The 19601-nt window shown below is 64.4% G+C and carries 16 protein-coding genes, 1 pseudogene and 1 riboswitch; of the genes and pseudogenes, 8 read left to right on the top strand and 9 right to left on the bottom strand.

Annotated features, from left to right (window positions below):
• Positions 1–81: 81 nt before the first annotated feature.
• Together AKN84_RS26105 and AKN84_RS26110 are read right to left on the bottom strand one after the other, a co-directional pair.
• Positions 82–276 (bottom strand): hypothetical protein, encoded by a 195-nt coding sequence (locus tag AKN84_RS26105; RefSeq protein WP_050423447.1) that lies wholly within the window; start codon positions 274–276, stop codon positions 82–84.
• 138 nt (positions 277–414) lie between these two features.
• Positions 415–1478, bottom strand: a pseudogene (locus tag AKN84_RS26110) (ketopantoate reductase family protein).
• Positions 1479–1600: 122 nt separating this feature from the next.
• Here AKN84_RS26110 and AKN84_RS26115 point away from each other — a divergent pair.
• The 6 genes from AKN84_RS26115 (at position 1601) to AKN84_RS26140 (ending at position 8190) form a co-directional block, all read left to right on the top strand.
• On the top strand, positions 1601–2851 hold the full coding sequence (locus AKN84_RS26115; protein ID WP_128971171.1) for a TetR/AcrR family transcriptional regulator: 1251 nt from the start codon (positions 1601–1603) through the stop codon (positions 2849–2851).
• 261 nt (positions 2852–3112) lie between these two features.
• Positions 3113–4351 (top strand): branched-chain amino acid ABC transporter substrate-binding protein, encoded by a 1239-nt coding sequence (locus tag AKN84_RS26120; protein ID WP_050423448.1) that lies wholly within the window; start codon positions 3113–3115, stop codon positions 4349–4351.
• 161 nt (positions 4352–4512) lie between these two features.
• Complete coding sequence (locus tag AKN84_RS26125) at positions 4513–5460, top strand: branched-chain amino acid ABC transporter permease (RefSeq protein ID WP_050423449.1); 948 nt, start codon at positions 4513–4515, stop codon at positions 5458–5460.
• Positions 5457–6749: a branched-chain amino acid ABC transporter permease gene (locus AKN84_RS26130; protein WP_050423450.1), complete on the top strand. Its 1293-nt coding sequence runs from the start codon at positions 5457–5459 to the stop codon at positions 6747–6749. Before AKN84_RS26125 ends, AKN84_RS26130 begins: the two co-directional genes overlap by 4 nt.
• The gene (locus tag AKN84_RS26135) at positions 6746–7495 is read left to right on the top strand and encodes an ABC transporter ATP-binding protein (protein ID WP_050423451.1); all 750 of its coding nucleotides are present in this window, start codon (positions 6746–6748) and stop codon (positions 7493–7495) included. Before AKN84_RS26130 ends, AKN84_RS26135 begins: the two co-directional genes overlap by 4 nt.
• Positions 7495–8190 carry an ABC transporter ATP-binding protein gene (locus AKN84_RS26140; RefSeq protein ID WP_021078467.1) on the top strand — a complete coding sequence of 232 codons (696 nt, stop codon included), beginning with the start codon at positions 7495–7497 and terminating at the stop codon, positions 8188–8190. Before AKN84_RS26135 ends, AKN84_RS26140 begins: the two co-directional genes overlap by 1 nt.
• Positions 8191–8253: 63 nt before the next feature.
• On the opposite strand, the gene AKN84_RS26145 is transcribed toward AKN84_RS26140, so the two are convergent.
• Positions 8254–9246: an AraC family transcriptional regulator gene (locus AKN84_RS26145; RefSeq protein WP_050423452.1), complete on the bottom strand. Its 993-nt coding sequence runs from the start codon at positions 9244–9246 to the stop codon at positions 8254–8256.
• Positions 9247–9786: 540 nt separating this feature from the next.
• On the opposite strand from AKN84_RS26145, the gene AKN84_RS26150 reads away from it, so the two are divergent.
• On the top strand, positions 9787–9966 hold the full coding sequence (locus AKN84_RS26150) for a hypothetical protein (protein ID WP_050423453.1): 180 nt from the start codon (positions 9787–9789) through the stop codon (positions 9964–9966).
• 124 nt (positions 9967–10090) lie between these two features.
• On the top strand, positions 10091–11353 hold the full coding sequence (locus tag AKN84_RS26155) for an OpgC family protein (RefSeq protein ID WP_128971172.1): 1263 nt from the start codon (positions 10091–10093) through the stop codon (positions 11351–11353).
• A 35-nt stretch (positions 11354–11388) separates the two neighbouring features.
• On the opposite strand, the gene uca is transcribed toward AKN84_RS26155, so the two are convergent.
• From uca to AKN84_RS26185, 6 genes are read right to left on the bottom strand one after another with little or no spacing between them, the layout of a single operon-like run.
• Positions 11389–14931 carry an urea carboxylase gene (gene uca, locus AKN84_RS26160; RefSeq protein ID WP_050423454.1) on the bottom strand — a complete coding sequence of 1181 codons (3543 nt, stop codon included), beginning with the start codon at positions 14929–14931 and terminating at the stop codon, positions 11389–11391.
• 3 nt (positions 14932–14934) lie between these two features.
• Positions 14935–15588 carry an urea amidolyase associated protein UAAP2 gene (locus AKN84_RS26165; RefSeq protein ID WP_050423455.1) on the bottom strand — a complete coding sequence of 218 codons (654 nt, stop codon included), beginning with the start codon at positions 15586–15588 and terminating at the stop codon, positions 14935–14937.
• The gene (locus tag AKN84_RS26170; protein WP_050423504.1) at positions 15585–16430 is read right to left on the bottom strand and encodes an urea amidolyase associated protein UAAP1; all 846 of its coding nucleotides are present in this window, start codon (positions 16428–16430) and stop codon (positions 15585–15587) included. The genes AKN84_RS26165 and AKN84_RS26170 overlap by 4 nt, the downstream gene beginning before the upstream one ends.
• Complete coding sequence (locus tag AKN84_RS26175) at positions 16427–17260, bottom strand: ABC transporter ATP-binding protein (protein WP_128971173.1); 834 nt, start codon at positions 17258–17260, stop codon at positions 16427–16429. The genes AKN84_RS26170 and AKN84_RS26175 overlap by 4 nt, the downstream gene beginning before the upstream one ends.
• Positions 17257–18075, bottom strand: a complete 819-nt coding sequence (locus AKN84_RS26180) for an ABC transporter permease (RefSeq protein WP_050423456.1) — start codon at positions 18073–18075, stop codon at positions 17257–17259. Before AKN84_RS26180 ends, AKN84_RS26175 begins: the two co-directional genes overlap by 4 nt.
• 47 nt (positions 18076–18122) lie before the next feature.
• Positions 18123–19196: a putative urea ABC transporter substrate-binding protein gene (locus AKN84_RS26185; RefSeq protein ID WP_050423457.1), complete on the bottom strand. Its 1074-nt coding sequence runs from the start codon at positions 19194–19196 to the stop codon at positions 18123–18125.
• Positions 19197–19274: 78 nt separating this feature from the next.
• Positions 19275–19385, bottom strand: a riboswitch (guanidine-I (ykkC/yxkD leader).
• Positions 19386–19601: the final 216 nt, after the last annotated feature.

The raw sequence follows: 19601 nt of genomic DNA on the forward strand, positions 1-19601 counted from the left end.
AGGGAGCCTGACTGGTGTGCTCACCTCACAAGGCGCAGGGCGCGATATGCGAGCGCTAGGTAAGTGCTCGGTGACCGCGGCTTACGCGGCCAGATGGCACTGCCCCATCTCGAGGCCGTGCCTGCGGCCGCGCGCGATGCCTTCGGCGATCGCTTTCACGACAAGCTCGGCGTCGTCGGGGGAAAGATGGTCGAGCGGCTGCCAGGCGCGCAGGATGTCGCGTGCGCGATCGAGGTCGCCATAGATTGCAAGGAGAGGAAGCGATTTGTTCGGCATGTCGGTGGCTCCGAGCCGCAGCTGCGCCAGCCTAGCTCAACTAACCAGGCCGAGCCATGCGTTCGCGAGCCGCGATTTCGCGCTTCGCCGATCGCCGGTGCATGGCGAGAGCTCTTCTGGCCCCCGCCATCAACGCGATTACTCCGCGCCGGAGCCGCCCTGCACGATCTTCTCGTTCAGCTTCTGATCGACGGTCTCGACGGTGCGGTCGATCTCGGCGCTGGGGTTACCGAGCTGGTGCGAGATCAGCTTCACCAAGAGGTCGACGCGCTCGATGAACGGCGCGCGGCGGCGACGGCGCGGGCCGCCGATGACGGCTTTAGCAGGCTTTCCGCCGCCTTGGCGTATTTCGCGAACGGCACCTGATCGGCGGGGTCGGCACCGAGCTTGCGCGCGATGCCATCGACATGGTCGTAGATCGCCTGCGAACGGCTGAGATCGCCGTGCACGGCGTCGCGGATCGATTGCGGCTCGGTCGGCGTGATGCAGCGATAATTGCCGGTCAGCAGCATCGACCATTTCGCCAGCGGCACGAACAGCGAGTCGAATACTTTCAGCTTCACCGGCACGTCCTGGCCGTCGAGCGTCACCGCTTCGATGTCGGCTTCGAGCTCGCGCAGCACCTTGTTGTGCTTGTCGTCGGCGAAGGCAGAGGCCTTGAAGTTGGTCGGCAGGCCGACATGCAGCACATTGGCCTTCTCCTCCGGCGGACGGAACGCCTGCGGATCCGGCGAGCACAGCGTGACGAGGCTCGGCTCGAAGCGCTCCCACACCTGCGCATTGGTGTAGGCCTCCTCGAGATCCATGCCGGCGAGCGCGGGGATCCGCTTCAGATACGGCAGCGGCGGCATGTTCATGATCGACAGGCACGGCAGCTTCGCCGCCGCGATCTTGATCATCAGCACACGCACCGTGTGGTTGGTGTATTGCGGCTCCTGCATCGCGAGGCCGACCATGTCGTAGCGCGACACGTCGACATCGGCGGGCGTCACGGCATCGAGCTTGCCCGGCAGGTCGCGCGAGAAGATCGAGCGATGCTCCTTCTCGTCGCGCAGCTTGATCCGAACCTCGGTGCCCTCGCGGTTGATCAGATCCGCGGTGTTCTTGCGGCACACCAGGGACACATTGTGCCCCGCCATCAAGAGCTTGGTCCCCAACAGGGAGCCGTAGGAGGCTCCAAGAATCAAAATGTTGCGCGCCATGCTCTCTCCAAAGGACTGCTGGTGTATGGTATGCCACCGTCTATCGCAGATCGACAAGCCGCTGCCAAGCGGATTATCTCGCGGGCGGATTATCGTTCTGCGATCAGGAAGGGCATTCGAGCTTGCAAGTCGCCGCCGACCCGACGGACCGGGCTGAAGCAATCCTCATCTCAGCTTCCCGGCTGTTTGCCCGCCACTCCTATGCGAACGTGACGATGGAGCAGGTCGCGGCGTCGGTTCGGGCCGTGCCGGGCGCGCTGTACCACTATTTCCGCGACAAGGAAGATCTGATCTTCCACTGCTATCTGCGGGGACTTGCGATCTACCGGCACGAAATCGAAGCCGCCGCCGAGCCAGGGATCGACGGGCTCGAGATCATCAGGCGCTTCGTGCGCGGGAGGCTGCGGCCCGAGGGCCAGCGCATGATCCTGTTCACCGATATCGATGCGCTTGCCGCGCCCTACAGCAGCGAGGTCCATGCCAAACGCTGGCAGAACGCCGCGCTGCTGGCGGATATCCTGGAACGGGGCGTCGCGGACGGCTCGATCGCCTGCGACGAGCCGCAGCTCACGGCGGTGGCGCTGATCTCCATCCTGGACTGGGTGCCGTTCTGGCTGTCCGAACGCGACTACTACACGCGCCAGCAGGCGATCGACGCCATCGACGACATCATCACGCACGGCGTCTACCGGCGCGAGATCGCGCTTCCCGGCATGCCCGAACCGCTCAGCCTCGCCCCGTTCCTCGCGTCTCGAGCGGCGTTGAACAAGCGGGCCGCGAAGTTCGACAGGATGCTGTCGATTGCCTCCGACAGCTTCAACCGGCGGGGCGCGTCAGGGACGTCGCTCGAGAACATCGCGGCGGATGCGGGCATGACCCGCGCCGGCATCTACTATCACTTCAGCGAAAAAGAGAGCCTGCTGCTGGCCTGCCTGCGACGCGGGCTCGCCGGCGAGGTCAGCATTCGCGAGCACCTGCAAGAGCACAGCCTCGGGGCGTTCGACCACATCGTTCAGCGAATCCGCCTGCTGCTGATGCTGCACGACACACCCTGCGGCCCCAAGGCGACCTACCACAACATCAACTATCTCAACGACGCCGACCGGAAGGAGTATGTCGGCCAGGTGCTGGCGACGATCCGGCGAGACCAGGACAGCTATCAACGCTGGATCGACGAGGGCCGCTTCCGCCGCATCGATACATATTTCGCCGAGCGGATTTTAACCGGCATGGGGCATTGGTATCCGATCTGGTTCAAGACGCGGCGCGACTGGTCTGCCGTCGAGATCGCCGACCACTTCGCGCGGCTCTTCCTCTCGGGCCTCAAGCCGCGCCGGCGGGCTGAATCGCCAATTCGCGTCCCGCCGCTATAATGCTCCAGGATCGGGCTCGTCCCGCGGACGAGGTCGGTTCCAAACGAACTGGCGAACGCCTCGTCCAAAAGTTTACTTGCGGTTCAAATCTGTGCCGGATCTCGCGGTATCTCGAAACATTTATAGCCTATAACATTATAATACCTCGCGCGAAAACTTGACGCAGTATTCAAAGCGAAAGTTGCGAAGGCTCGGCAATTGAGGTTATGAGACGGCTTCGATCGCTGAAGATCAAGAAACATGAGCAAGGGAGGAAGCAGGATGCGTAGGCTGATCGTTGCTGCCACGGCAGCACTGACGGTGTTGGGAGGCGCGGCGTCCGCGCAGGAATCCATCAAGATCGGCTACATCGATCCGCTCTCCGGCGGCGGCGCCAGCGTTGGCGAAGGCGGCCTGAAGACGTTCCAGTATCTCGCCGACGAGTTGAACGCCAAGGGCGGCATCCTCGGCCACAAGGTCGAGATCGTTCCGCTCGACAACAAGACCAATCCGCAGGAAAGCCTGGTGCAGGCGCAGAAGGCGGTCGACGCCGGCGTCCACTACATCACCCAGGGCAACGGCTCGTCGGTCGGTGCCGCGCTGGAAGACTTCGTCACCAAGCACAATTCGCGTAACCCCGGCAAGGAAGTGCTCTACTTCAACTACGCCGCGGTCGATCCGAGCATGACCAACGAGAAGTGCAGCTACTGGCATTTCCGCTGGGATGCGAACTCGGACATCAAGATGGAAGCGCTGACCAACTACATGAAGGGCCAGCCGTCCATCAAGAAGGTCTACCTGATCAACATGGACTATTCGTTCGGCCAATCGGTGCGCGCGGCTGCGCGCAAGATGCTGGGCGAAAAGCGGTCGGATATCCAGGTCGTCGGCGACGAACTGCATCCGATGCTCAAGGTCACCGACTTCTCGCCCTACATCGCCAAGATCAAGGCGGCCGGCGCCGACACCGTCGTGACCGGCAACTGGGGCCAGGACTTCGCGCTGCTGCTGAAGGCGGCTGCCGACGCCGGCCTCAAGGTCAACTGGTACACCTATTATGCCGGCGGCGCCGGCGGCCCGACTGCGATCAAGCAGACCGGTCTCGAGAACCAGGTGTTCCAGATCAGCGAAGGCGTGCCGAACTCCGGCAACAAGGCGGCGATGGATTTCGAGAAGGACTTCCGCGCCAAGACCGGCATCTCCGTGTGGTATCCGCGCGCGGTCAACGAGATGCGGATGTTCAAGGCAGCCGCCGAGAAGGCCAACTCGATCGACCCGGTGAAGGTCGCAGCCGCGCTCGAAGGCATGAAGTTCGACGTGTTCGACGGCGGCGAAGGCTTCATGCGCAAGGACGACCACCAGTTCTTCCAGCCGATCTACATCTCCTCGTTCGGCTCGCTCGCCGACAAGGCCAAGGAGCCGTTCGACGAGGAGAACACCGGCTGGGGCTGGCACATCGTCTCCAAGATCGACACCGCGCAAACGATGCTTCCGACCACCTGCAACATGAAGCGGCCCTGATCGGCTCCTTCCGTCATTCCGGGGCGCTCGAAGAGGCGAACCCGGAATCTCGGGGTTCCGGGTTCGCTCGCTAACGCGAGCGCCCCGGAATGACTGGTGATAAATTTCCTTCGACAGGTCTTTGATCACGTGAACCGTTCCCATTCTCAAGCGAGTGCACCGTGGCTGAGCTGATCGTCATCTCGACGCTCAACGGCGTGCTGTTCGGCATGCTGCTGTTCCTGTTGTCCAGCGGGCTCACCGTCATCTTCAGCATGATGGGCGTGCTCAACTTCGCGCATGCGAGCTTCTACATGCTCGGCGCGTTCTTCGGTTATCAGCTCACCCGCTGGATCGGCTTCTGGCCGGCGCTGGTGATCGCGCCGCTGCTGGTCGGCGTGGTCGGCATGGGCGTCGAGCGCTACGGCTTGCGCAACACCCACAAGCACGGCCATGTCGCCGAGCTGCTGCTGACCTTTGGTTTGGCTTTCGCGATCGAAGAGATCGTCTCGATGATCTGGGGCAAGAGCCCGGTCGACTACCGCGTCCCGGCAGTGCTGGACTTTCCGGCCTTCACAGTGTTCTCCACCAACTACCCCGCCTACAAGATCTTCATGCTGGTGGTCTCGGTCGTGATCTTCATCGCGCTGCTGGTCACGCTGAAGCGGACGCGGGTCGGCCTCATCGTGCAGGCCGCGCTGACCCATCCAAGCATGGTCGGCCATCTCGGCCACAATGTCGGCCGCGTGTTCATGCTGGTGTTCGGCGTCGGCAGCGCGTTGGCGGGTCTTGCCGGCGTCATCGCCGGTCCCTCGCTGGTGACGCAGTCCGACATGGCCGCGTATCTCGGCCCGATCCTGTTCGTCGTCATCGTGTTCGGCGGCCTCGGCTCGCTGCCCGGCGCCTTCATCGCCTCGCTGCTGATCGGGCTGATCCAGACCTTTGCGGTCGCGCTCAACGGCTCGCTCGCCAGCGTGTTCGGTCCGCTCGATCCGAGCCTCGGCCCCTCGCCGCTCACCGACATCTGGAACGTCACGATCGCGCAGATCGCGCCGATCCTGCCCTATCTGCTGCTGGTGCTGGTGCTGATCTTCCGCCCGATGGGCCTCTTGGGGACGCGCGAGTCATGACGAACGCTCCCACGCCCTCCCTCGCCGCGGCCAAGCAGGAGTCCAGCGGCGCCCTCGGCTTCTATGGCGTCTGGCTGCTCGCAGCCGCAGCGCTCGTCGTGCTGCCGCTGGTCTTCTCCTCCGGCGGCTCGCTGACCTCGTTCAGCCTGATCGGCATCGCGATCATCTTCGCGCTGTCCTACAACATCCTGCTCGGCCAGACCGGGTTGCTGTCGTTCGGCCACGCGGTGCAATACGGCCTCGGCGGCTTCCTCGCCGTGCATGTCATGAATGCGGCCGCGAGCCACAACTGGCCGATCCCGCTGCCGGTAATCCCCTTGGTCGGCGGCATCGGCGGCATGGCGTTCGCTTTGCTGGTCGGTTGGGTCATGACCAAGCGCGCCGGCACCGTGTTTGCGATGATCTCGCTCGGCATCGGCGAACTGGTCGCCTCGTCGTCGCTGATCCTGCGCAGCGTGTTCGGCGGCGAATCCGGCATCACCACCGACCGCACCTCGCTGATGCCGCTGTTCGGCTGGACCTTCGGGCCGCAGATCCAGGTCTACTATCTGATCGCATTCTGGGTGCTGGTCTCGGCGATCGCGATGTACGCGCTGACGCGCACGCCCCTGGGTCGCATCTGCAACGCGGTGCGCGACAATCCGGAGCGCGTCGAGTTCATCGGCTACGATCCGCATGTGGTGCGCTATCTCGCCTACATGTTCGCCGGTTTCTTCGCCGGCATCGCCGGCGGCCTGACCGCGATCAATTTCGAGATCGCCAACTCCGCCTATCTCGGCGCCATGCAATCGGGCTTCGTGCTGTTCTCCACCTTCATCGGCGGCACCGCCTATTTCTTCGGTCCGATCCTGGGTGCCATCCTGGTGACCTATCTGCAGCTCGGGCTGACCAGCGTCACCTCGGTCTGGCAGCTCTATTTCGGCGTCATCTTCATCGGCATCGTGATGTTCGCGCCGGGCGGTATCGCCGGCATCCTGATGAAGCATCGCCCGCTGATCCGCGCCGGAACGCTCGGCACGGTGATCCCGTCCTACCTGGTCGCGGCGATTCCGACGCTGGCGTTTGCGCTCGGCATCATCCTGACCATCGAGACCGTCGCGCGCTTCTCCGGTGGCGACCCCATCAACCTGCTCGGCATTCCGTTTGTCGCCACGGCGCCGACGACCTGGGCGGCTGCCGCGGTTCTGGTGGTCGGCGGCTTCCTGGTTGCGCGCATCACCTGGCGGCGCGTTGCGGATGCCTGGGATCGTGCCGCGACGGTGGCCCGTGATCGGGGGTATCTGGCATGACCGCTGCCATCCAAGTCAACGCCGTCGAGAAGAGCTTCGGCAATGTCCAGATCATCCGCGACCTCAACTTAAGCGTCGCCAAGGGCGAACGTCACGCCATCATCGGCCCGAACGGCGCCGGCAAGTCGACGACGTTCAACCTGATCAGCGGCCACATCAAGCCGACCTCGGGCGAGATCCGCCTCAACGGCGAGGTGACCTCGGGCTTGCGGCCATTCGAGATCAACCGGCGCGGCCTGTCGCGCTCGTTCCAGGTCACCAACGTGTTCGCCCGGATGACGGTGTGGGAGAACGTCCGCTGCGCCGTGCTGTGGGCGACCGGGCATCGCTATGCGTTCTGGAAGAACGTCGACAGTCTGCCCGAGGTGAAGCAGCGCACCGCACAGATCCTCGACGACATCCATCTCAGCCATCGCCGCGACGTGCCGGCGGGCCTCTTGACCTATGCCGAGCAGCGCGAGCTCGAGATCGGCATCACCATCGCCGGCGGCGCCAGCGTCATCATGCTGGACGAGCCGACCGCGGGCATGAGCCACGCCGAGACCGAACGCGCCGTCGCGCTGATCCGCCGCCTCACCGAGGGCCGCACCCTCGTCATCGTCGAACACGACATGAGCGTGGTGTTCGGCCTCGCCGACCGCATCTCGGTTTTGGTCTACGGCCACATCATCGCCTCCGGCACGCCCGAGGAAATCCGCGGCAACCCGAAGGTCAAGGAAGCCTATCTCGGCGAGGAGGTCGACTGATGCTCGAGGTCAGGAATCTTCACGCCTATTACGGCAAGAGCCACATCCTGCAGGGCGTCGATCTCGACATCGCGGCCGGCGAGGTGGTGAGCCTGCTCGGCCGCAACGGCGTCGGCCGCTCGACCACCGTCAAGGCGATCATGGGAGAGGTGCCGCCGCAGGGCACCATCCGCTTCAAGGGCCAGGACATCGCCGGCCTGCCGAGCCACAAGATCGCCCGCCTCGGGCTCGGCTATGTGCCCGAGCATCGCGACATCTTCCCGAGCCTGACGGTGCGCCAGAACCTGATCCTCGGCATCAAGGACCCGCGCCGGCCCGGCAAGTGGCGGCTGCAGGAAATGCTCGACATGTTCCCCAACCTCGCCCGCCGCGCCGACACGCCGGCCGGCGTGCTGTCGGGCGGCGAGAAGCAGATGCTGACCACCTGCCGCACGTTGCTCGGAGACCCCGAGCTGATGATGATCGACGAGCCGACCGAAGGCCTGGCGCCGCTGATCGTGCAGCAGGTCGGCGAGCTGATCGCGCGGATCGCGAAGGCAGGCGTCGCCATCCTGCTGGTCGAGCAGAAGCTGTCGATCGCGATGAAGATCTCGAACCGGGTCTACATCATGGGCCACGGCCGCGTCGTGTTCGAGGGCACGCCCGAGCAGCTCAAGAACAACGCCGCCATTCGCGAGGAATGGCTCGAGGTGTGAGGCGGACAGCCTCAACAATCCGCGAACATCGGCTGTTGGACTCCGCAGACGCCTCCTTCTCGATCAGAGTCGCGCGGCTCCGCTGGATCCCTTGCGTCCGAACCGGACGCCGCGCGGTGAATCGCCGAAGCGAGCCCGGAACAAGCGGTTGAAATGCGAAACGTCCGAGAAACCCACCTCCAGCGCGACATCGGAGATTCGCCGACGGCCGGCATCGGACCCGGTGAGCAGCTGGAACGCCCGTTGAAGACGCAGCTCATTGAGGCGCTCGGTGAACGATGATCCCGACGACGCCATCAGGCGCTGCAGATAGCGGGACGAGATGCCCTGCCCGCGTGCGGCCGTCTGAACGCTAAGTCCGGGCTCCTCGAAGTGGTGGGCGATGTAGTCGAGTGCTGCACTCTGCCGCGCAGCTACGACGGCGCTCGCACTGCTCTCACCCAACGCAGGACACTCGTCGATGGCGAGCGCGACGAGATCATGGATGTGGTGCACGACCGTCTCACGAAGCCCCGGAGCGCTCAGGGCTCCCGTCTTGAACACCGACTTCAGATATGCCGTGAACAGGCGGAAGGCTTCCGTTTGGTGCCGGATCGGCCGCATGGCCAGGCCTTCCACATCCGTCACGCGCTGCGCAAGCGCCGCGTGCGGCACGGCCAGGCCGAATTGCAGTCCTTCGACATAAGTCACGCTGACGGGCTCGGAATGCAGAATTGCGATCGCATCGGTGCCGCGAAGCTCAACCTCCTCGCCGCGCTGCGACAGCCGACTTCTCGCGGACGAGCAGACGATGACACCGATGGAGTCATCGCCATCGGCAAGGTTCGCTCGCAAGCGCGCGAAACGCATGGACGTGCCTTTCAGCGCGAGCGTACGCAAGCCCTGAACCGCCTGCAGCGACGCATCGGCCCGGAACGGAACGTCCGATAGAGGCTTGATATCGGCGTGCACGATGCATCGTGCGAAGTGCTCGCGCCATAGCGGGACCCGGATACGCTCCGGATGGTCGCGCGTCGAAAATCGATACGATAAAAAATCGGCTGCGTCCGTAGCCATGGGGACCTCCAGCCTTCACAAAACATCAGAACGGAATGCTGCGGCACACCGCAGCCACTATCTACATTTTGCAATTCACGCACCGACCTAAGCTCGATCCGTGCGCATGAGTCCAAGAAGCCACGCTACCGGTCTGCTAGTCTCACTCGCCTGTGATTGATGCTGATGTGAACTGGTTCACTCGGTGATCAGGATATTACGGTTATAATGATAGCGAAAGTCACGGCGATTTTTCTCCTTTAAGAGGAGGCGGTCGTGATGGCTCTATTTATAATTGCTGCCACCGGACCCAGTTTGGATACTCCTAGCAAGGTGCAAAGCGCAAATCAGCTTTGCGAACTTGCTGGCGATCGATCGAACTCAGGGAACTGCGGGCAGGCAGGTATTTTGGAATCGAATTTATTTTGCTGCCACAGCGACATCGCTGGCAGAGTTCATCGGACATAAGACATCCCCGGCACCGCTTTTTTGCCGCCGGTTGAAATGGTCGAAATCTGTCACGTGGGAAGTTAACCTCAGTGATCAAGAAGGCGTTCGATCATGCCCACCATATTCGACATGCTTTATCATGAATACTGTCGCGCCCGCCTCGCCGAGATGCGGAAGCAGCTTTTGATACCGGTCATCGGCGAAATCATGCAGACGCCGTCGGAAGACAGCGATCCTGCTGGCCCCCGTGATTGCGACTGGCCGACGAAAACGTCGCCAACCCTCGGGTAGCCGGAGCACATAATCCCAAGAGTTGACCGGAGGCTGGACCAGCACGCGCGCGCCTCGGAGCATCCGAGCGCCTCATGGACCCTCGTCCGATGAGGTCGTGCGCGTACGCCGGACAGATCGACAAATGCATGATCGAACACACAGCTCGAAGCGATTGATCGGCGAAACCCCGCCGGAGTTCAGATCGACCGGCCGCGACCCGCGCATCGATATCTGTCGCGGCATCGCGTTATGGTGGATCTTTCTCGATCACATCCCGAACAACGTCGGAAGCTGGCTGACGCTGCGCAACTACGGCTTCTGCGACGCCGCCGAAATATTCATGTTCATCTCGGGCGTTACCTGCGCGCTTGCTTATGGCAGGGCGTATCAGCGCGAGGGCTGGAGGCACATGATCGACCGTTCGCTGCGGCGGGGTTGGGACATCTATGCCGCCTTCCTGCTGCTGACGGTCGCCTGCGCCATCCTCGTCTACCTCGCAGGCAGCGACCGCCTTGCCGACGCGAGCAATACGCGGATTCTGCTCGAGCATCCCGGCGCGACGCTCGCGCATGCCGCGGTCCTGCAATACCGTCCGGTCAACACCGATGTCTTGCCGGTCTTTGTGATCTGTCACATCTTGTTCGCACCGTTGTTGTGGCTGCTGCTGCGCGCACCAAACGTGACGCTCGGCCTTTCGTTATCGCTCTACGCACTGGTGCACGTCTTCGGATGGCGGGTTCCTGCCTGGCCCGACGGCGCCTGGTTCTTCAATCCACTGGCCTGGCAGCTTCTGATCGTGCTGGGCGCATGGTACGTCATCGAGGGGCAGAATGTCCGAAAGTGGCTGACTTCGCGCCCTGCTCTTGCTCTGTCCATTCTCTATCTGGCGTTCAGCCTGGTCCTTGCACTGGGCCAGGACAGCAAGGCACTGCTCCCGCAGACTTTGACGGATCTGCTATTTCCATTGGACAAATCGAATCTGAGTCCGTTGCGATTGCTGCATTTCCTGGCTCTCGCGATCGTGGCGTTGCAGTTCGTTCCGCAGGGCTGGCGAGGACTGTCGGCGCCGCTGCTGCGCAGCGCGAGATGGTGTGGTGAGAACTCGCTGCCGATCTTTTGTCTCGGCGTGGTGCTGGTACTCGTCAGCCAATTCGATCTGTTCGACGTATCGAACAGGCCTTCGATTCAGATCGCGCTCAGCATTGGGGGTGTCCTGATGATGATCGTGTTCGCGATGCTCCTGAACGCGCTCGGTACCAAGCGAGAGCAGCAGCCTCCGGCGAACGCAGCCGATCGAGACATCCCCTCCGCCGCTGCGAACTGGGAAGTTCCGACGGCGCACGCAGGACCGCTGTTGGTCCGCCTCAGAGCCCGCGCAGTATCCGCATCCGCGCCACCGCCGTGAGCTGAGCGGACCTTATGCCTCGATGCGCACCCGTCCTAACCCGGCCGGAGCAACGCCACGACGTCGCCGGCGCGCAGCGTCTGGCCGGGCTTGACCGGCACTGATGCGATCCGGCCTGCCGCCGGCGAGAGGACCGAGATCTCCATCTTCATGGACTCGATGATGGCGAGCACGTCGCCGGCTGCGACCTTTGCGCCCTCCTCGACCAGGATCTTCCAGATATTGCCGGGCACCTCGGAGAACGCTCCGACCTGGCCATCGGGAATGCCCGTCGTGACGGCGCTCGCATCAAGCGTCTCCGCCAGCGCCTCGTCGAGCTTCATCTCGCGCCAACGCTGACGCTCGGCGTCGAACGCGGCCTGCTGTGTCGCCTTGAACGCGGCGATCGAGGGCTGTGCTTCCGCCAGTCGTTTCGCATAGTCGGCGTAGGAGAACTCGCCCTGCTCGATCCTGATGTCGTATTGCCCGTGCGGGAATGCGGCACGGGCGTCGAGCAGTTCGTCGGCGTCGACAGGGAAGAAGCGGATTTTGTCGAAGAACCGCAGCAGCCAGGGATGGCCGGGCTCGAACACCGGCGTCGTGCGCCAGCTGTTCCAGACCTGGATGGTGCGACCGAACAGCTGGTAACCGCCCGGCCCTTCCATGCCGTAGATGCACATATAGGCGCCGCCGATCCCGACCGCGTTTTCCGGCGTCCAGGTCCGCGCTGGATTGTACTTCGTGGTCACGAGGCGATGCCGCGGATCGAGCGGGGTTGCCACCGGCGCACCGAGATAGACGTCGCCGAGGCCGAGCACGAAATAATCCGCGTCGAATACGATGCGGCGAACGTCGTCCTCACAGCCGAGGCCGTTGATGCGCCGGATGAACTCGACATTCGACGGACACCACGGCGCATCTGATCGCACCAGCTCCTGATATTTGCGCATCGCAAGCTCGGCCTGCGGATCGCGCCACGACAGCGGCAGATGCACGGTGCGGCTGGGCACCCGCATCGCGTCGACCGGTGGCAGTTCACGCTCGATCTTGCACAGCACGTCGAGCAGTTTTCCGCGTGACAGCGCCGTGCCGTCATAATGGATCTGCAGCGAGCGGATGCCGGGCGTCAGATCGATCAGGCCGCCGAGCTTTGCCTCCTCCAGCGCCTGCGCCAGCACATGCACGCGCAGCCGCAGCGCGATGTCGAGCTCCATCGGGCCATATTCGACCAGGAGATTGTCGTCGCCGGCGCGGCGGTACACCACCGGGATCGGACCGTCATCGTTGCGTCCGACGATGGCCGAGCCGAGCTCGGGCGCGCGCAGCGCGGTGGGCCCGGCAACCGGATCGTCACGCTTCGCCGGAATGAAGCGGACGGTGTCGCCGGGCCGGAGCTGGCCGACCTTCCAGAGCTCGTCGCGCGCGACCACCGCCGGACACACGAAGCCCCCAAGGCTCGGTCCGTCAGGGCCGAGAATGATCGGCATGTCGCCGGTGAAGTCGATCGAGCCGACCGCATACGCATTGTCGTGGATGTTCGACGGATGCAGCCCGGCCTCGCCGCCATCGGCGCGAGCCCAGCGCGGCTTCGGGCCGATCAACCGCACGCCGGTGCGGGCGCTGTTGAAGTGCACCTCGTAGCTCGACGCAAACAGCGTCTCGATGTCCTCGTCGAGGAAGAAGTCCGGCGCGCCATGCGGGCCGTAGACCACGCCGATCTGCCACGCCGATGTGAGCTCTGGACGCTCATCCGCCGTTGCGCGTCGCGGCGCTGCGAGGCCCGATGCCTCAGCACCGATATGCAGCACGTCGCCGGCCTTCAGCGAGCCCGTCGCATGGCCGCCGAACGCACCGAGCGCGAACACGGCGCGCGATCCGAAGATCTCGGGCACATCGATGCCGCCGCGCACGGCGAGATAGCTGCGCTGACCCGGGCCCTTGATGCTGCCGATGACCAGCGTCTGGCCCGCGCGCACCGCAACCGGCTCGTCGTAGGCCACCTCGGCGCCGTCGAGCGATGCCTTCATGCGCGCGCCTGCGAGCGCGACGATCGCATCGGAGTTGAAGCGCAAGGTGGGTCCATTGACGGTCAATTCCAGCGCGGTCGTTGCTTCCGGATTTCCTACCACACGGTTGGCAAGCCGAAACGACCGCTCGTCCATCGGGCCGCTCGGCGGCACGCCGACATGCCAGAGATGCAGCCGGCCGGGCAATTCCTGCACCCCGCTCTGCGCGCCGGGCGCGACGACGTCGATGGTGCGGGGTCGATAGGCGAACGCGCCGAGCACGCTGGTCGCCACCCGCCCGCTGCGGAAAACGTCCGACGCGGCGATCGCACGCAGATAGCCGAGATTGGTCTCGATGCCGGCCACCACCGTCTGATCCAGCGCCTGCGTCAGCCGCGCGATCGCAGCCTCGCGGGTCTCGGCCGACACGATGATCTTGGCCAGCATGGGATCGTAGAACGGGGTCACCTCGGTGCCGGTCTCGATCCATCCATCGATCCGCGCATCCGGCGAGAAAGCGACCTGCGTCAGCCGGCCCGCGCTCGGACGGAATCCTGCGCCCGGGTTCTCGGCATAGAGCCGCACCTCGATCGCCGCGCCCTTGGGCGCCAGCGTGCCCGCGTGCGCCAGCACGTCCTCGCCGGCCGCCTGCCGGATCATCCATTCGACGAGATCGACGCCGGTGACCTGCTCGGTGACGGGGTGCTCGACCTGAAGGCGGGTGTTGACCTCGAGGAAGTAGAAATCCTCGCGCTCGACGTCGTAGATGAACTCTACCGTGCCTGCGGATTCGTAAGCCACCGCCTTGCCGAGCGACACCGCGGCCGCATGCAGCCGCCGGCGGATGTCGGCGGAGAGCCCCGGCGCGGGGGTCTCCTCAAAGACCTTCTGGTTACGCCGCTGCAGCGAGCAGTCGCGCTCGCCGAGCGCCACCACGTCGCCCTTGCCGTTGCCGAAGATCTGCACCTCGATGTGGCGGGCCCGGGCGACGAACCGCTCGAGATAGACCCGGGCATCGCCAAAACTCGCACGCGCCGTGCGCTGCACGGATTCGAAGCGCTCGCGCAGCGTCGCCATGTCGTGGCAGAGCTGCATGCCGATGCCGCCGCCGCCCGCCGTGCTCTTCAGCATCACCGGAAAGCCGATCGCTTCCGCCTGCTGCACCGCCTCGTCGATGGTCTCCAAGAGGCCGGAGCCCGGCAGCAGCGGCACGCCGCTGCGCTCGGCGATCTCTCGTGCCTTGTGCTTGAGGCCGAAGGCGTCGAGATGCTCCGGCCGCGGCCCGATGAACCTGATGCCGTGCTCGGCGAGCCGCTCGGCAAAGCGGCGATTCTCCGACAAGAAGCCGTAGCCGGGATGCACGGCCTGCGCACCGGTCGCAAGGCACGCCGCCATGATTGCATCGACGTTCAGATAGCTCTCGGCGGCGGGCGCCGGGCCGATGCGCATCGCCTCGTCCGCCTCGAGCACCGGTCGCGTGAAGCGGTCGGCGTCGGAATAGACCGCGACCGAAGCGATGCCCATATGGCGCAATGTTCTGCCGATCCGCCCGGCGATCTCGCCGCGGTTGGCAATCAGGACCTTGCTGAACATGCCTCACGCCTCCGGCTCGAAGATCGTCGCATCGAAGATCGTGACTTGCACCGGCGTCGGGAAGAAACCGTTGCAGGGGTTGTTGATCTGCGGGCAGTTCGAGATCAGGCACAGCACGTCCATCTCGGCGACCAGCTCGATGGCGTCGCCGGGCTTGGAGACACCGTCGACCACGGTGAAGTTGCCGGCGGGATCGATCGGCACGTTCATGAAGAAGTTCAGGTTCGGCACGATGTCGCGCTTCGACAGGCCGTATTTCGCGGCTTCCAGCACGAAATTCTCGCGGCAGGCGTGCTGGTAGCGGGTCTGATGCCCGAACCGCACGGTGTTGCTCTCGCACGAGCAGGCGCCGGCTGATGTGTCGTGCAGGCCGCAACTGTCGGCGGTGACGCGCAGCATCACGCGGCCTTCGTTGGAGATGATCTTTGTGCCGAGCCCGACATAGGCGGAACCCTGCGCGCGCAGCGTATCCTGGCCGCTGTAGCGCTCGCCGAAATCGTCGGCGCGATAGAACAGCGTATCGACCGCCTGCTGGCCGTGGGTATCGGTGATTCGCAGGGTCTGTCCCTTGCGGATGATGGCCGACCACGGCTTGCGCGCGGGAATTTCGACGTCGAGGACGACGCGGCCGCGCGTCTGAACGGATTGCGTAGTCATCGCGCGGCTCCTTGCAGGGTTTCGCCGAGATAGAGCGCGTTGTTCTCATAGGCGCGAACCGCCTCTGCGGTCGCGGTGCGGCAAAGATCGTCCGCCGCCGGCGCCTCGGCGCGGTAGCGCACGATCTCCACACTCGCCTGCGGATAGGCCGCAGCAGAATCGAGCGGATGCGGACAGTTCGACAGCGCGATCAGCAGATCCATTTCCGCACGAAGCTCGACGAAGTCGCCCTTCTCGCGACGCGCCTCGGACCAGACGAACTTGCCGTCCGCGTCGATCGCGACCGGCGCGAAGAAGCTGACGCAGGGGTGGACGTCGCGGCGGTCAAGCCCAAGCTTGGCCGCAGCGAGAACAAAGTTGTCGCGCGTGTTGCGGAAATTCCCGTCGCCGTATTTCGCCAGGTTGGTCGCCGCGGTCGAGCCGCCGACCACCGCATCATGCGCGGCGCTGGTATCCTCGGTGATGCCGAGCAGCGCACGCCCCATGTCGGACAGCAGCACCCGTCCCTTCTGCAGCCGCGCCGCCCACTGCACCTTGATGGTGTCAGCGTGGTTGAGCCGTTCACTGGGATCGGCCGCGTTCCAGGCGAGCAAGCTCACGGTCGACGTCCCCGACGTGTTGACGATGCGCAGCGCCTCGCCGCGGATCAGCCGCGTGGTCCAGTACCAGCCGGCCGGAATCACCTCGCGATGGATGATCGCGTCAGTGGCAACGGGCGCGCCGTCGCGCGCGGTCGGCGCCGGCAACGCGCGCGGCGCATGCTCCTGCCCCGCCGCCTTGAGCTCGTTATACCGTCGGGTGTGCGCCGCGATTTCGGCTTTCTGTTCCTCTGTGAGGATCATGGTTGCTCCTTCAAGACGAGAGCGCCGGGCCGTCCCGGCTGATGCTCCTTGCCTGACCGGGTCGTCCCGGCCGGAGCTGGTTGAACTGGCGACCGCAACTCGGCGCTGCGGCGTGGAAAGATCTCGAGATCGCGCGACACCGTGGCGCCGTAGCGCTCGCGCTCCTCGGGGCGGTTGCGCGACCGCTCCAGCGCGATCACGCGCGTCGCGAGCCCGAACGCTTCGCTGAGGTCATGGGTCACCATCACGACCGTCAGATGGGTCTCGTTCCACAGCCGCTTCATCAACAGATGGATATCGGCGCGGATGCCCGGATCGAGCGCGCCGAACGGCTCGTCGAGCAACAGTATCTTTGGACCGCGCATGATCGCCTGCGCCAGCGCGAGGCGCTGCTGCATGCCGCCCGACAGCGCGGATGGATATTTATTCTCCTGGCCGGCGAGGCCGACCTCGGCGAGCAGCTTCATGGCATCGTCGGCGGCCGCGCGGCGCGCGGCGCCGAACAGGCGGGCGGAGAATTTGGCATCGCGCAATTCGCGGCCGAGCATCACGTTCTGCAGCACGGTGAGATGCGGAAACACCGAGTAGCGCTGGAACACCACGCCGCGGTCGGCATCCGGTTCGCCGGGCAACGGCTTGCCGTCGACCAGGATCTGCCCACGGCTCGGCTGCTCCTCACCGAGCAGCATGCGCAGCAACGTGGTCTTGCCGCAACCGGACGGACCGACCAGCGCAATGAAGGCGCGCGGCTCGACCTCCATCGTGATGCGCTCGAGCACGATGTGATCCCCATATTCCTTCCAGACATCGTCGAACCGTATCGCGCTCATTCCGCCCTCACCGAGGCAAACCAGGGGAACGCCTTGCGTTGCAGGACGCGCAGGCCGACATCGATCAGGAACGCCAGCAGCGTGATCCAGGCGACGTAGGGGATGATGACGTCCATCGCGAGATAGCGCCGCACCAGGAAGATCCGGTAGCCGAGCCCGGAATCGGAGGCGATCGCCTCGGCCGCGATCAGGAACAGCCACGCCGGGCCGAGCTGCAGCCGCAGCACGTCGATCAGCCGCGGCAGGGTTTGCGGCATCGCGACGCGCAGCGCGATCTGCCAGGTCGAGGCGCCGAGCGTCTGCGCCTTGACGATCTGCTCACGCGGCAGCTCCTGCACCTTCATGGCGAGGTCGCGGATCATGCAGGGCAGCGTCCCGATCACGATCAGCGCGATCTTGGAATTCTCGCCAAGCCCCATCACGATGAACAGGATCGGCAACAATGCCAGCGGCGGCACCATCGAGGTCACCGACACGAATGGCCCGAGCAACGCATTGGCGCCCGGCAACAGCCCGATCACGATGCCGAGGACCAGCGCCGCCACCGTCGAGATCAAAAGCGCGGAGCCCAATCGCCCCAGGCTGGCGACCGTGTCGGAGGCCATTAGATAGCTGCCGGTGCGCGGGTCGACCTCGAACGCCATCTGCTTGACCGCTTGCACCATGCTCGGCAGCGCCGGCAGCAGCTTGTCGTTCGGGTTCTGCGCGAGCCGTGCGCTGGAGCCGGCGAAATAGGCGATTGCGACCAACAGGAACGGCAGCGCGAGCAGATAGAATCGCGTCTGCCGTCCCGGCCGTATGTTCACAAGTCGCATCGTCGGCTCCTGCTTGGGGATCGCGCCGTGGCGTCAGAGCTTGCGCGTCAGAGCTTGCCCTTGGCGGCTTCGTCCATATAGGTCGGATCGAAGCGCAGCTTGACGTTCGCCTTGTCGCCCAGCACCGACTTGTCGGCGAGCTCGATGCCGACGGCGTCGGCCGATTTCGCGCCCTTGCCGAGCAGATCCTTTTCGAACAGGAACTTGCGGACCCGATCCATGGTCGCCCCGACGGTCTTGCTGCGCGTGAAGGCTTCGGCATCGGTTGCCTTGTCGAACAGCTTTGTGGTCGAGAGCTGGCTGTCGAACCCGGCAAGATCAGTGCCGGAGGCCTTGGCCATCGCCTCCTTGGCGGCCTTCGCGGCGGGATCGTTCGCGGTCATCCTGGACAGCGTCTCGTACCAGATGCCGACCAGCGCCTTGGCGAAATCCGGATTGTCCTTGGCAACCGCAGTGTTCACCACCATCAGGTCCATGATCTCGCCGGGGATCTGCGAGGAATCGAACACCTTCCTGGCGTCGGGCGAGCCGAGGATTTCCGTCACGATCGGATTCCAGGTCACGACCGCATTGACGTCAGGCGTCTTGTAGGCGGCGGCGATGTCGGCATCCGACGTGTTGACGACCTTGACGTCCTTCTCGCTGAGCTTGCTGGTCTCGAGCGCCCGCGCCAGCAGATAATGCGACACCGAGAACTCGACCAGATTGACCGTTTGGCCCTTGATTGCGGCGAGGTCGGGCTTGTTCTTCAGGATCACGGCATCATTGCCGTTGGAGAAGTCGCCCATCACGACGGCTGTCGTGTCGACACCGCCGGCCGCCGGAATCGACAGTGCGTCCATGTTGGTGATGGTGACGGCGTCATAGCCGCCGGCGGTGTACTGGTTGATCGATTCGACGTAGTCGTTGAACTGCTTGACCTCGATGGTGATGCCGTATTTGTCGGCCCACTTCTTGACGATGCCGGTGTCGGCCGCATAGCCCCACGGCATCCATCCGACATAGATCGACCAGGCGACCTTGAAGCTTTTCTTCGGCGCGGCGTCGGCCGCGGGCACCGCCGCAAGCACGACCGCGCAGCCGATGACAACAGAGCGAAGGAAGAAAGAGAATTTGTTCATTGCCGATCCCTCTTGCGAAACTTCACAAAAAGGGACTGGCGAAAAGACCATCGCTCCGCCAATCCCTTGGCTAACGAGGTCTCCCGGGCTTTTATCCCGCCGTGCACCTGCGGGGATGTCTCCCCCGCAAGCGGCTGCTCTCGGACCAGCATCTTGCCTGGCAAGATCGGAACCCTAGCGGCCAACTCAACGCCTTTGATGCACGAGCCGTGCCACAGCACCGGCGTTGAATCTCATGAGATTTTCCGCCGCGCTCGGCTTGGCGGCGCAAGCGTACTGCTCAAAAACTGCGCAGGCCTGCTCAGAATTGGCTCTGTCCTTTCGCCACCCGCGCTCGCAGGATCGCGATGGACAGTGTCGAGGGGGAAGTCGATGCGCAAGCTTCTGAGCGTTCTGTGCGCCAAC

Origin of the sequence: Bradyrhizobium tropiciagri (assembly GCF_001189845.1) — a bacterium.
GTDB lineage: Bacteria > Pseudomonadota > Alphaproteobacteria > Rhizobiales > Xanthobacteraceae > Bradyrhizobium > Bradyrhizobium tropiciagri.